This is a genomic window from Polaromonas sp. CG_23.6 (assembly GCF_029892315.1).
Taxonomy (GTDB): Bacteria; Pseudomonadota; Gammaproteobacteria; order Burkholderiales; family Burkholderiaceae_C; genus Polaromonas.
On record NZ_JARXUY010000001.1, the window covers coordinates 2184721 to 2198765 of the forward strand.

10 protein-coding genes are annotated in these 14045 nt (G+C 60.0%); 3 read left to right on the forward strand and 7 right to left on the reverse strand.

The window, feature by feature from the left end; translation table 11 throughout:
• Nucleotides 1-59: 59 nt before the first annotated feature.
• Nucleotides 60-893 carry a type I methionyl aminopeptidase gene (gene map, locus H4V98_RS10305; RefSeq protein WP_196863901.1) on the reverse strand — a complete coding sequence of 278 codons (834 nt, stop codon included), beginning with the start codon at nt 891-893 and terminating at the stop codon, nt 60-62.
• A gap of 226 nt (nt 894-1119) precedes the next feature.
• Here map and purL point away from each other — a divergent pair, with 226 nt between their 5' ends.
• Nucleotides 1120-5265 (forward strand): phosphoribosylformylglycinamidine synthase, encoded by a 4146-nt coding sequence (gene purL / locus H4V98_RS10310; RefSeq protein WP_280757487.1) that lies wholly within the window; start codon nt 1120-1122, stop codon nt 5263-5265.
• Nucleotides 5266-5341: 76 nt separating this feature from the next.
• On the opposite strand, the gene H4V98_RS10315 is transcribed toward purL, so the two are convergent.
• Nucleotides 5342-6223, reverse strand: coding sequence for a D-hexose-6-phosphate mutarotase (locus tag H4V98_RS10315; RefSeq protein ID WP_196863903.1), 882 nt, complete (start codon nt 6221-6223; stop codon nt 5342-5344).
• Nucleotides 6224-6527: 304 nt separating this feature from the next.
• Between H4V98_RS10315 and H4V98_RS10320 the strand changes: the two genes are divergently transcribed.
• Together H4V98_RS10320 and H4V98_RS10325 are read left to right on the forward strand one after the other, a co-directional pair.
• Complete coding sequence (locus H4V98_RS10320) at nt 6528-7271, forward strand: heparan-alpha-glucosaminide N-acetyltransferase (RefSeq protein WP_196863936.1); 744 nt, start codon at nt 6528-6530, stop codon at nt 7269-7271.
• A 225-nt stretch (nt 7272-7496) separates the two neighbouring features.
• Nucleotides 7497-9947, forward strand: a complete 2451-nt coding sequence (locus tag H4V98_RS10325) for a catalase (protein ID WP_280757488.1) — start codon at nt 7497-7499, stop codon at nt 9945-9947.
• A 63-nt stretch (nt 9948-10010) separates the two neighbouring features.
• Here the strand turns inward: H4V98_RS10325 and H4V98_RS10330 are convergent, their stop codons facing one another.
• The 5 genes from H4V98_RS10330 to H4V98_RS10350 form a co-directional block, all read right to left on the reverse strand.
• Complete coding sequence (locus H4V98_RS10330; RefSeq protein ID WP_196863905.1) at nt 10011-10793, reverse strand: peptidylprolyl isomerase; 783 nt, start codon at nt 10791-10793, stop codon at nt 10011-10013.
• A gap of 108 nt (nt 10794-10901) precedes the next feature.
• Nucleotides 10902-11201: a BolA family protein gene (locus tag H4V98_RS10335; protein WP_196863906.1), complete on the reverse strand. Its 300-nt coding sequence runs from the start codon at nt 11199-11201 to the stop codon at nt 10902-10904.
• Nucleotides 11198-11824: a septation protein A gene (locus H4V98_RS10340; RefSeq protein WP_196863907.1), complete on the reverse strand. Its 627-nt coding sequence runs from the start codon at nt 11822-11824 to the stop codon at nt 11198-11200. Before H4V98_RS10340 ends, H4V98_RS10335 begins: the two co-directional genes overlap by 4 nt.
• A gap of 193 nt (nt 11825-12017) precedes the next feature.
• On the reverse strand, nt 12018-12428 hold the full coding sequence (msrB, locus tag H4V98_RS10345; protein ID WP_196863908.1) for a peptide-methionine (R)-S-oxide reductase MsrB: 411 nt from the start codon (nt 12426-12428) through the stop codon (nt 12018-12020).
• A 46-nt stretch (nt 12429-12474) separates the two neighbouring features.
• On the reverse strand, nt 12475-13968 hold the full coding sequence (locus H4V98_RS10350; RefSeq protein WP_196863909.1) for a protein adenylyltransferase SelO: 1494 nt from the start codon (nt 13966-13968) through the stop codon (nt 12475-12477).
• Nucleotides 13969-14045 lie beyond the last annotated feature (77 nt).

Sequence of the window (14045 nt, forward strand, 5' to 3'; positions counted from 1 at the left end):
GATGGCGGGGCCTGACCTTGAAAGAATCGAAGAAGGCAGTCCCGTCAGGGAGGCCGGGATCAGGCGGCGGTTGTTTCGCGCGACAGCTGCGGCACGAAATCCGGAATTGGCGGGCTGCCGGCCGACAGCGTCAGCACTTCGTAACCGGTCTCGGTGACCAGCACCATGTGTTCCCATTGCGCCGACAGCGAATGGTCGCGCGTCACGATGCTCCAGCCGTCTTTTTCCGGACCATCCTTGATGTCGCGCTTGCCGATGTTGATCATCGGCTCGATGGTGAACACCATGCCGGGCTTGAGTTCGTCAAGCGTGCCCGGGCGGCCGTAATGCAGCACCTGCGGGTCTTCATGGAACTTGGTGCCGATGCCGTGGCCGCAGAACTCGCGCACGACCGAGTAACCCTGCTTTTCGGCAAACGTCTGGATGGCGTGGCCGATGTCGCCCAAGTGGGCGCCGGGACGCACGCACATGATGCCCTTCCACATGGCGTCGTAGGTGACCTGGCACAGGCGCTTGGCGGCAATCGAGCATTCGCCGATCAGGAACATGCGGCTGCTGTCGCCGTGCCAGCCGTCCTTGATGCCAGTGACGTCCACATTGACGATGTCGCCCTTTTTCAGCGGCTTGTCGTTCGGAACGCCATGGCACACCTGATGATTGATCGAGGTGCACAGCGACTTGGGGTAGGGCGGATAGCTGGGCGGGCCATAGCCGAGCGTGGCCGGGACAGTTCCTTGCACGTCGACCATGTAGTCGTGCGCCAGCTGGTTGATTTCGTTGGTCGTCACACCGGGCTTGATGAAAGGGGTCAGATAGTCCAGCAACTCGCCGGCCAGTCTGCCCGCCACGCGCACGCCTTCGATACCGGCTGCATCTTTGTAAGTAATACTCATGGAGGAATTATCCCACTGGCGTCTGTTGCGTGCTTTTCAACGGGCAGCAAGGCTTTTGACGGTGCATCAAAGCGCGGCCGGTGCGCTGATAAAATTGCCGTTTGACGCGAACTGCGCAGATTCTGGCCTTTTGCCGGGAAGTTATTTCCAGCAAAAGGCTTCATATTCGACAAAAACAGCTTGCTGGCTGCCCTCCACCACTTTTATCCAAAAGGCCACCCGTACCGTGACCCTGCACCTGACGACTTTTGAGGGCGACGCCCACGGCATCAGCGCCCTGAGCGATTTTCGCGTCCAGCAACTTCTGCCCCGGCTGCAAGCCATCCACGACAAGATCGTCGGCATCAGCGCCCGGTTTGTGCATCTGGTCGCCACCGAAGCGACTCCTTCGCCGGACCTGAAAAACCGGCTGGCGGCCTTGCTCAGCTACGGCGAACCGTGCGCACAGCCCGCCGCAAATGCCGCCGACAACGTGTTGTTCATCGTGTCTCCGCGCTTCGGCACGGTGTCGCCGTGGGCGTCGAAAGCCACTGACATCGCGCACAACTGCGGCTTGGACGTGCGGCGTATCGAGCGCATCACCGAATACCGGCTGAGCCTGAAATCCGGCTTTTTCAGCAAATCGGCACTGACGGAATCCCAGCACGATCAGGTCGCCGCGTTGCTTCACGACCGCATGACGGAAAGCGTGGTTGCCGACCGTGCCCACGCAGAAGCGGGCTTGTTCACCGAGCTGCAGGGTGCGCCGTTGCAGACCATTGACGTACTGCAGGGCGGAAAAGCCGCGCTGCAGCAGGCCAACAGCGAGTTCGGCCTGGCACTGGCTGAAGACGAGATTGGCTATTTGGTCCAGGCCTTTACCCAGTTGCAGCGCAACCCGACCGATGTCGAGCTGATGATGTTTGCGCAGGCCAACAGCGAGCATTGCCGGCACAAGATTTTCAACGCCGATTTCACGATTGATGGTGCGCTCCAGGACAAAAGCCTGTTCGGCATGATCCGCAACACCGAGAAGCTCAACCCGCAGCACACGGTGGTGGCCTATTCAGACAACGCTTCGGTCATGGAAGGTGCGAAAATCCAGCGATTTTATGCAAAATCGGCCTCTGGCGCAGGTGTGACGGGCGCAAGCAGCTATCAAAGTTATAGCGTCATGGACGATGTGCTGACGCATGTGCTGATGAAGGTGGAAACCCATAACCATCCAACGGCGATTTCCCCGTTTCCCGGCGCATCGACCGGCGCAGGCGGTGAAATCCGCGACGAAGGCGCGACCGGGCGCGGCTCCAAACCGAAAGCCGGTTTGACAGGCTTCACGGTTTCAAAACTGTTTGACGGCGATTACGGCAAGCCCGGCCACATCGCCAGCCCGCTGCAAATCATGACGGAAGGCCCGCTGGGCGGCGCGGCGTTCAACAACGAGTTTGGCCGGCCCAACCTGAATGGCTACTTCCGCGAGTACGAGCAGACCGTCGGCGGCCAGCGCTGGGGTTACCACAAGCCGATCATGATTGCCGGCGGCGTCGGCACGATTGATGCCGAGCTGACGCACAAGATTTTGTTTCCGGCCGGCACGCTCCTGATTCAGCTGGGCGGCCCCGGCATGCGCATCGGCATGGGCGGAAGCGCCGCCAGTTCGATGGCGTCGGGCGCCAACGCGGCACAGCTCGACTTTGATTCGGTGCAGCGCGGCAACCCGGAAATCGAGCGCCGCGCGCAGGAAGTCATCAACCAGTGCGCCCAGCTGGGCCTTAGCAATCCGATCCTGGCGATTCACGATGTCGGCGCGGGCGGCTTGTCCAACGCCTTTCCCGAACTGGTGAACGACGCCGGGCGCGGGGCGCGCTTTGACCTGCGCGCCGTCAAGCTCGAAGAAAGCGGCTTGTCGCCCAAGGAAATCTGGAGCAACGAGAGCCAGGAACGCTATGTGATGGCGATTGCACCCGAGTCGCTGGCGCAATTCGAGGCGTTTTGCGAGCGCGAACGCTGCCCGTTTGCGGTGATTGGCGTGGCGACGGAAGTAAGGGAGTTGATCGTCACAGACGAAGTAAGTACTGGCCTTCCAAATCAGCCGGGGTCGCAGAACCGGCTTAGCCGGACTGCAGGCGCAGCGACCCCCTCGGGGGGCAGCGAACCACACGCAGTGGGGAGCGTGGGGATTCCAGTTCATATGCCCATGAATGTCTTGCTGGGAAAACCCCCCAAGATGCACCGCGACGTAACTACCGTGGCGCGCAAGATCAAGCCGATTGACCTGACCGGCGTTGACCTGCAAAAAAGCTGCATTGACGTGCTGATCCACCCCACCGTGGCGTCCAAGCGTTTCTTGATCACCATTGGCGACCGCACCGTGGGCGGCATGACACACCGCGACCAGATGGTCGGCCCGTGGCAGGTGCCGGTGGCCGATTGCGCGGTGACGCTGGCCGATTACCAGGGCTTTGGCGGCGAGGCCATGAGCATGGGCGAGCGCACGCCGCTGGCCGCCATGGGCTCGGGTGGGGCCGCCGCGTCCGGCCGCATGGCCGTGGCCGAAGCCATCACGAACCTGCTGGCTGCGCCGATCGAGCTGGCGCGCGTCAAGCTGTCGGCCAACTGGATGGCTGCCTGCGGCGAGCCGGGCCAGGACGCTGCGCTGTACGAGACCGTCAAGGCCGTTGGCATGGAACTGTGCCCGGCGCTGGGCGTGTCGATTCCGGTCGGCAAGGATTCGCTGTCGATGCGCACCGTCTGGAAAGACGAGGGCGATGGCGCGGCGAAAAAGGTCATCTCGCCGGTGTCGCTGATCGTCAGCGCCTTTGCCACGCTGGCCGATGTGCGCGGCACGCTCACGCCTGAGCTGAACACGGTGGAAGCCGACACGACCTTGATCCTGATCGACCTGGGCAAGGGCCAGCGCCGCATGGGTGGCTCCATCCTGGCGCAAACGCTCAATATTGAAGACGGCGAAGTCCCCGACCTGGACGACCCGCAAGACCTGGTGAATCTGGTCAATGCCATCAATGAACTGCGCGCGCAGCGCCAGATCCTGGCTTACCACGACCGCAGTGACGGCGGCCTGTTCGCCGCCGCCTGCGAAATGGCCTTTGCCGGCCATGTCGGCGTGTCGCTGAACATTGACATGCTGCTGGTCGAGGGCGACGGCATCAGCGACAGCCGCATGGAAATGGGCGACAGCAAGAACTGGGCGTCGCAGGTCAGCGGTCGCCGTGACGAGCTGACGCTCAAGGCGCTGTTCAACGAAGAACTGGGTGTGGTGATTCAGGTGGCAACGTCCGTGCGCAATGACGTGATGCAGACACTGCGCACGCACGGACTGTCCAAATTCAGCCATTTCGTCGGCAAGACCCGGCCGGCGCATGCATCCCTTGACGTCGGCAAGGGTGAAGTGCATGTCTGGCGCGACACCAAGGCAGTGTTCAAGGCCAAGCTTCAGGACCTGCACCAGGTCTGGGACGCCGTGAGCTGGAAGATTTGCCAGCAGCGTGACAACCCGGCCGGCGCGGACAGGGAACATGCGGCAGCCGGTGATCTGGCGGACCCGGGCTTGCATGTTTTCCTGCCGCCCGCCATGCGCGACGGCATTCATGCCCCGGCGCTGATGCTGTCGCGCCCGAAAGTGGCGGTCTTGCGCGAACAAGGCGTTAACTCGCATGTGGAAATGGCTTATGCCTTCACGCAAGCCGGTTTTGATGCCATCGACGTGCACATGACCGACCTGCAGACCGGCCGCGCCCGGTTGGCCAATTTTTCCGGCGTCGTCGCATGCGGGGGTTTTAGCTACGGCGACACGCTGGGCGCAGGCATCGGCTGGGCGCGTTCTATCACCTTCAATCCGCTGCTGGCCGAGCAGTTCAGCAGTTTCTTTGGCCGCAACGACACTTTTGGCCTGGGTGTGTGCAACGGCTGCCAGATGTTTGCCGAACTGGCCGACATCATTCCCGGCGCCGAGGCCTGGCCGCGCTTCACCACCAACCGCAGCGAGCGTTTCGAGGCGCGGCTGTCGATGGTCGAGGTGCTGGAATCGCCCAGCCTGTTCTTCGCCGGCATGGCGGGCATGCGTCTGCCGATTGCCGTGGCGCACGGCGAAGGCTACGCCAACTTTGCGCACCGGGGCGACGCCGGCAAGGCGATCGCGGCCATGCGCTTCACGGACAACCATGGCCAGCCAACCGAAGCCTATCCGGCCAATCCGAACGGCAGCACCGGCGGCTTGACGGCCGTCACCACATCAGACGGCCGCTTCACCGCGATGATGCCGCACCCCGAGCGGGTGTTTCGCAATGTGCAGATGAGCTGGACCAATCTGGACAAGAGCGCCGCCAGCCCCTGGATGCAGCTGTGGCACAACGCCCGCCAGTGGGTCGGTTGATCAGGCGGCTTTGACAATTATACAAGCTGCTATCGAATATATAGCAGCTTGTATTCGCCAGTCATGCGCAAAAGGCTTATTCGATGCTCAAGGTTTGTCCCAGCCAGTGCTCGGCGCCCGGTGCCAGGGCAATGACATCGGGTCCGGCATTGGCGGCCTCGATGCAGAAATAATCCTGCCAGCCATCGTCGGGCACGTCGGTCATCTGGCGCGCGCCTTCGCTGCCGGGGTTCCACACCACCACCGACCGGCTGCCATGCGTTTGCATGAGGATGCGGCGTTGCCAGCCCGCGTCGGTCAGTGTGCAGCGGCCGGTGTAGGCGCTGACGGTGTCCGGCGCTGCATGGTAAATGCGGTCGCAAGCCTGATCAAGGGCAAACGGCGCTTGCTGGACAGCGGCTTCCATGCCGCGCAGTTTGTCCCGGTAGGGCAGGCCGTCCAGGCCTTCGATGCCGATCTTCGCCGCACTGCTGACAGCAAAGTAACTGTGCAGCGCTTGCGTCAGTCGAAACGTCCGCGTGCCGAAGTTGCGGGTGTGCAGCGACTGGCTCAGCGTTTGGCCGAGCGTGATCTGCAGGCTGACCTGCAGGTGGGGCGCCAGGTCGGCAAGGCGGGCATCGGCACAAGGTTGCAGGCTCAAACTGACTCCATCGTCGCCGCTGGCATGCACTTCGCTGACTTGCCATGCAACCCGTCGCGCGGGCCCATGCTGCAACGCGTCTTCTGGCATGCCTTGCTTGGCAAACCACGGCCAGCACACCGGCACGCCGCCACGAATTGCTGCAGGCTCGGGCGGCGAGTCCGGGGACAACCAGAAAATCTCGCGTTGACCGGTGGGTACCCACGACAGCAGGTGCGCGCCGTGGAGCGCAATGATGGCGGTGCCGTGGCGTGTGGCCAGTTGCAAGGCCTCATGGCCTGCATGCTGGCAGGGGGTGATTTCAGGCGGCAGGTGCATGCCACGAATTATGGCTGTACCTGCTGTTTTTAATGTCGATCCTAATGGCCTGATGGCCAGAACACACAACCCTGGCGACGATGAATGCCCTGGCTTTGCGCCTGGCGTCCATGTCGCTGACCAAAAAGAAGTTTGCGGGGGGAGACGCTGTTACCGCGTTCTGCCCACCCTGGCCGTGTCGACCACGCCGAAATGACAAACCAATGCGAACAATGTTGCTGAATTTGGCTTCTGCAGGCGGTGAGATAGCTATGCGGCCGACCAGGCGAGTCACAAAGAAATACCTGTGCGTACACTCGGAGACATGCTTTTTCGCCGATTCGACTATCTCGACGCCCTGCGCGGCCTGGCCATCCTCTGGATGACGGCCTATCACTTGTGTTTTGACCTGAACCATTTTGGTTATCTGCAAGAGAATTTTTACTCGAATCCATTCTGGACATGGCAACGCACAGCGATCGTGACGCTGTTTCTGTTCACGGCTGGCTTGGGTCAGTCGGTGGCTTTTGATCAGCACCAGACGTGGGCGCGCTTTTGGCTGCGATGGTTTCAGGTGGCCGGTGCTGCTCTGCTGGTCAGCGCTGGCTCCTACGCCATGTATCCAGAAAGCTTTATTTATTTTGGCGTGTTGCATGGCATGGCTGTCATGCTGGTGCTCGTGCGGCTGACGGCAGGCTGGGGTCGGTGGTTGTGGCTGCTGGGCAGTGCGGCCATCGCCCTGAAGTTCATGGCCAGTGGCGCACATGCCCTGTGGCCCGCTCTTGATTTCCTGAATGACAAAACGCTGAACTGGTTGGGGTTGATCAGCCGCAAGCCTGTCACCGAAGACTATGTTCCCCTGGTTCCCTGGCTTGGCGTGGTGTGGCTGGGCATGGCGGCGGGGAACTGGATGCTGCGCGCGCGGCCACAGTGGCTGGTTGCGCATTCCACCCCAGCCCCTCGTGCCATTAGCGCGTTGGCCACACTAGGGCGGTGGAGCCTGAGCTACTACCTGCTTCACCAGCCCGTGTTGATGGGTCTGCTGACAGTTTTGAGTTTTTTGAAGTAACTTTGGCCTCACTGCATTTATTGAAGGCGTCCCGGACTGAATCGCGCCCCGTCCTGGTTTGTCAGCTTTCGCAGGAGATCAGCCAGAAAGTTGCTTGCAGGTTACATGGCCATTTTCACGGTTCATAAAATGCTTGCTTGGGCAAACGGCCACGTCCTACAAAAGGGTTTGAATCGCTTGGGTATTGTTTTTGTTGGCAATCTCGCCGGCTCACCCCCAATATTCATGCCTAAAACCAGCCCACCGGCCGATGGCCGAAAAAATACCGGAAAAAATTCTTCTGCCAGTGACACTTCCGCCAAGGCCTCTGCCCGTAATACCGACAGTGGCCCTGCCAAGCTAAACCCTGACTCAGGTGGTGACACGCAGGTTGAAAAAATGGTTCAGACCGAAACTTTGGTCGCTGCCATGCCTTTCAATTCGAGAAAATCCGCTGAACACGGATTTGCCAATGCCATCGCGCCACAGCAGGGCGCCACCGTAAAGCCCGAGTCCAGGTTGCCTACAGGCAGCACGTTGTCTGAGCACAACAGCAGTGACAAGACCGGAAGCGTCGTGCCCGAAGGCGTGAATGCTGCCATTGAGCCGCTGGACCGGGTTCGCGTGGATGCGTCGGGACAGATGCTGACCACCAACATGGGCACGCGTATTTCGGATAACCAGAATTCGCTGAAACTCGGCCTGCGTGGCCCGGTATTGCTCGAAGATTTCATCTTTCGCGAGAAGATGACGCATTTCGACCACGAACGCATTCCAGAACGCATCGTGCATGCGCGCGGTTCCGGCGCCCATGGCTATTTCGAATGCTACGAACCGCTGACGCAATACACCAAGGCCGCGCCTTTCAAGGAAGCCGGCAAGGTCACACCGGTGTTCGTGCGCTTTTCTACCGTCGCTGGCGAGCGCGGCTCCAAGGACACGGCCCGCGATGTGCGCGGGTTTGCCGTCAAGTTATACACAGACGAGGGCAACTGGGACATTGTGGGTAACAACATGCCGGTGTTCTTCATTCAGGATGCGATCAAGTTCCCCGATCTGGTACATGCCGTGAAGCCCGAGCCGCACAACCAGATCCCGCAGGCTGCCAGCGCCCACGACACCTTCTGGGATTTCGTGTCGCTGATGCCTGAATCGACGCACATGCTGATGTGGCAGATGTCGGATCGCGCCATTCCGCGCAGCTTTGCCACGATGCAGGGTTTCGGCGTTCATACCTTTCGTTTTGTCAACGACGCTGGCGAAGCGGTCTATGTCAAATTTCATTGGAATCCAAAGGCTGGCACGCATTCGCTGGTGTGGGACGAGGCCGTCAAGATTTCGGGCGCCGATCCTGACTTCCATCGCCGCGACCTGTGGGAGCGTATCGAGTCGGGTGCCTATCCGGAATGGGAACTGGCAGTGCAAATTTTCACGGAAGAACAAGCCGAGCAATTCAGCTTCGACATCCTTGATGCCACAAAGATTGTTCCGGAAGAACTGGTCCCGCTCAAGACAGTCGGGCGCATGGTGTTGAACCGCAACCCGGACAATTTCTTTGCCGAAACGGAACAAGTGGCTTTCGGAACGCAAAATATTATTCCAGGCATTGATTTCACGAACGATCCGCTTTTGACAGGACGCCACCATTCGTATGTGGACACCCAGTTGTCGCGTCTGGGCGGTCCGAACTTTCACGAAATCCCGATCAACGCCCCGATCGCTCCGATTTACAACAACCAGCGCGATGGCATTCATCGGCAGGCAATTCCTCGCGGACGGGTTTCTTATGAACCCAACTCGCTGGCAGGCGGCTGTCCGTTTCAGGCGGGTGCGGCCCAGGGCTTTGTGACCATGGCAAGACGGGCCGAGTCTCTGCAGCCTGAAGGCATGGTGCGCGGCAAGCCTGAGAAATTTGCTGACCACTACACCCAGGCCACGCTGTTCTATGAAAGCCAGACCTTGTCTGAAAAGGCGCACATTGCTGCTGCTTTTCGCTTCGAGTTGAGCAAGGTCACGGTGCCGGCGATTCGTCAGCGCACTGTGTCGATGCTGCGCAATGCGTCGGAAGAGCTGGCAGAAAAAGTGGCGGCGGGCTTGGGCATGGAACACATGCCGGACGCCATGCCGCTGGCTTTGGCGCAGCCTGCAGCACCCGAGGTAACCGTTTCACCGATGTTGTCGCTCATGGCGCGACCGGGTGATGGCAGCATCAGGGGGAGGAAGATTGCCTTGCTGATCGCGCGGGGTGTGGTGGCAAAGTCCATGGCGCAGGTGCAGTCTGCGTTACTGGCCGAAGGCGCTGTGGCGCGCTTGGTGGCGCCCCATATCGGTTCTGTGGCGGCGGTGGACGGTGAGGTTTTGCAGGCGGATGCTTCGCTTGAAAATGAACCCGGTTTCCTGTTCGATGCGCTGGTTCTTCCTGATGGCCAAGCGGGTGTGGATGCACTGGCGATGGACGGTCACACGATGGAGTTCATCAAGGACCAGTACCGGCATGGCAAGACGATTCTGGTACTGGGCGCTTCAGCGGCGCTGATGGAAAAAGCCGGTATTCCAAGTGCCTTGCCCGATGGAAAACCCGATACCGGCATCATCGCCGGGCCACCGGAAAGCACTGCCAATGCGATAGAGAAGTTCCTCAAGGGCGTTGCGCAACACCGCCATCCGCAGCGAGAAACCGATCCTCCGAGCGTGTAGTGGCGCGACTGACATAAAAAAACGCGGCCTTGGCCGCGTTTTTTTATGATTCAAGCACTCTGCTTATTCGATCTTGGCTTTCTTGCGCAAATCTTCCTGGAAGGCTGCGAGCTTTTGCTGCTGCATCTGCTGGGCAATTTGCGGCTTGACTTCTTCAAACGCAGGCAGTTGCGCCGAGCGGATGTCGTCCACCCGGATGATGTGATAGCCGAATTGCGACTTGACCGGCTTATCGGTCGTCTGGCCTTTGCTCAACTTGAGCAGCGCTTCGGTGAATTCAGGCACGTAGCTGGACGGATTGGCCCAGTCCAGATCGCCGCCCTTGGCGCCGGAGCCTGGGTCTTTCGATTGCTTTTTGGCGATGTCCTCGAACTTGCCGCCTTTTTTCAGGCTCGCAATGATGGCATTCGCTTCAGACTCCTTTTCGACCAGGATGTGGCGTGCCTTGTATTCCTTGCCGCCGTTGGCCGCCGCAAATTTGTCGTATTCGGCCTTCAGGTCGGCATCGGTGACCGGATTGGTCTTTTGGTAATTGGCGAACAGTTCGCGGATCATCAGGGTCTGGCGGGCCAGTTCCATTTGCGCCTTGAAGTCGTCGCTGGCAGCAATTCCCTGCTTTTCGGCTTCCTGCATGAACACTTCACGGGCAATGACTTCTTCGCGCAATTGCCCTTCCATTTCCGGCGTGACCGGGCGACCGGCCTTGGCAACTTGCTGGGCCAGTGCGTCCAGCCGGGTTTTGGGAACAGCCTTGCCATTGACGATGGCAAGGTTTTGGGCCATGGCGCCAGCGCTCAGCGCCAGCAGGCTCGCCATGGCCGTGGCCAATAAAATTTGTTTCTTCATGATCAAGGGGAAATCTTTAGAAAGGATGGTTGAGGAGAAGGATGGTTCCAGCCGGCAGGCCGGTACTGTTGCAAAAGATCCTGGCGGGTCGGTTTGAACCGAAGACCCTCAAGCGTCTTTAACGATTTCAATGGCCAGCGCATGCAGGCCCTGGTCGATGAAATTTTGCATTGCATCATACACAAGCCTGTGGCAGGCCACCCGGCTCTTGCCGGCAAATGCGGGGCTGGCAATGCGAACCCGAAAATGCGAACCGAATCCCTGGGCATTGGCACCCGAATGGCCGGCATGGGCAGCGCTTTCGTCCAGAACTTCCAGCTGGGTCGGTGCAAGGCGCAAGCGGAGTTGCTGCTCGATTTCCTTGACGCGCACGGGCAGGGCGGTGTTTTCACTGGGAGCGTTGCTCATGGTGTGGTGTCCGGCTTGATGTGCTTGTTAAGAAAAAATGCCTGCGCCAGGATGAACACCAGCATCAGGCCCATGCCACCGAACAACTTGAAATTGACCCAGGTGCTGGTAGGAAAGTTGAAGGCCACCCACAAATTGATGAGCCCCATGACGGCGAAAAATGCCACCCAGCTGAAGTTGACCTTGCGCCACACCGCATCGGGCAGGCTCATCTGGGCGCCCATCAGCGACTTGATGCCGTTTTTCCGGAACACCAGTTCGCCCACCAGCAGTGACGCGCCCATCACCCAGTAAAGCACCGTCGGCTTCCACTTGATGAAGCTTTCGCTGTGAAAGTAGATAGTGGCACTGCCCAGCGCCGTGACCAGCCCGAGGCTGATCCAGAGCATCGTGTCCACCTTGCGGCGGCTCGCCTTGAGCCACAGGATTTGCGCCAGGGTGGCCACAATCACGACCACCGTGGCCAGCAGCACCGGTGCCTCGGCCGGGCCAACGACACCGCCCGACACCATGAAGCCCAGCCAGTCAGTGGCGGCGCTGGCTGCCCAGTCCTTGTTGCCTTCGGCGTACTTGAACATGCCGAAGAACAAGGCAATCGGCAAGAAATCGAACAAAATTTTCATGGCGTGATTATGGCGGAGCGGTTTTGGTTTTAAAGAAGCACCAGAGGCTCATTCCGGAATTCGCAAAACAGCCAGTCATGGTGCTGGAACGCGTTTTAGACCAGCAGGGGCCGCGGAACCGGCTTAGCCGGGCCGCTGGCGCAGCGGACCCCTCGGGGGGCAGCAAACCACACGCAGTGGGGAGCGTGGGGGTTCAACGCTTCTTGAAATCGAGCGAAGCAGAGTTCATGCAATAGCGCAGACCGGTATCGGTCGGTCCATCGGGAAACACGTGGCCCAGGTGCGCGCCGCAATTGGCGCAAACCGTCTCGGTGCGCGTCATGCCGTGGGCGCGGTCCACATGTTCTTCAATTGCGCTGTCCTTGATTTCCTCGGAAAAGCTCGGCCAGCCGCAGCCCGCGTCGAACTTGGCCGACGAGTTGAACAGCTCGGCGTCGCAGCAGATGCAGCGGTAGGTGCCTTCGGCCTGGTTGGTATCGTATTTGCCGGTGAACGGGCGCTCGGTCGCGGCATGGCGGGTGACATCGAAAGCCACGGGTTCCGCGCCTTTTTCAGCCAGTACGGCTTTCCATTCGGCATCGGTTTTCTGGATTTTGGCGCTCATGATCTGGTTCCTGTTCTATGGGATTAGTGGTGGGCGTGAGGAGTGATTACGAACTGCAGCTGATGGAGATCGACGAAGCCCAATCAGGCGGAAAGCCGGCCAGAGGCTCCTGCCCGGGATGTTCGTCGAACGGCGCCTGCAGCAAAGCAAGCAAGGTGTCGACTTTTGAAAAGTCTTTGAGCTTCGCCGCCTGGATGGCTTCTTCGCCCAAGTGGTTACGCAGCACGTATTTCGGATTGGATTTAAGCATCAAATCGGCTCTTTGCGCAATATCCACGGCCGTTATTCGCTCTGAATATTGTAGCGCCCAGGCATTGAACGATTCCAGGTCGAAAAACAGGTCGCGCACCGGCTCATGGCCGCTTTGCGCGGTGAAGTTGCCCAACCGGCGCCAGAAGATCGTGTAGTCCACCTTGTTGGCCGCCAGCAGCCGGAAGGTGTTTTCAATCAACGCCTGGTCGCCTTCCTGCGCATCAGGCAAGCCCAGCTTGGCACGCATCCGGGCCTGCAGGGCTTCGGGAAACACGGTTTTAAACGATTCCAGTGCAGCCAGCGCGTCTTCCTGGTTGTCAATCAGTGGCAGCAAGGCCTGGCCCAGGCAAAACAGGTTCCAGTACGCCATATTGGGCTGCTTGTTGTAGGCATAGCGGCCCTGTTCGTCCGAATGGTTGCAAATATGGCCGGGGTCGAACGCATCAAGAAACTGGAACGGGCCGTAGTCAATCGTCAGGCCGAGGATGCTCATGTTGTCGGTGTTCATCACGCCGTGGCAAAAGCCGACGGCCTGCCAGGCCGCCACCATGTGTGCAGTGCGTTCGCTGACCGCCTGAAGAAAGGCCGCATAGGGCTGCTTCGCTTCCCGGCATTCGGGATAAAAACGGTCGATGACGTAATCGGCCAGGGCTTTCAACTGTTCAGGCTGGTTGCGGTAGCTGAAATGTTCGAAGTGGCCGAAACGAATAAAGCTTGGCGCGGTTCGCGTCACGACGGACGCGGTTTCAATTTCTTCACGACGCACCGGGGCGTCGGAGCCGGTCACGCACAGTGCGCGAGTGGTCGGTATGCCCAACCCATGCATGGCTTCGGAACACAAAAATTCACGGATCGAGCTGCGCAACACAGCACGGCCATCGCCCATGCGTGAATACGGTGTTTTGCCCGCGCCCTTGAGCTGGATTTCGCGGGGTCCCTTCGGCGTCTGCAACTCGCCGAGCAGGATGGCCCGGCCATCGCCCAGTTGACCAGCCCAGACGCCGAACTGGTGTCCGCTGTACACACTGGCCAGCGGCCGCGTGCCTTGCAGTTGCTGATTTCCGGTGAGGGCGGCCAGTACGTCGGCCGATTCGAGCCACTCGTCCTGCAACCCCAGTTCGCGGGCCAGCGCGCGGTTGCGTCCGACCCAATAGGGCGTAGGCAGCGGGCGGGGCTGCAGTTCGGTATAAAAATCCGGGCCCAGCGTGGCAAATGAATGGGTCCAGACCCGATCAGGCACGGCAGACGGCGGGTGGATGAAGGAAGGTGTGTCGAAGGCAGTGCTCATGACTTTATTGTGCAATGCGGCAAGCAGCCCTGTGCAGCAAGGGGTAAGTATTGTGTTTTGGCATGCAGGCTGTCGCC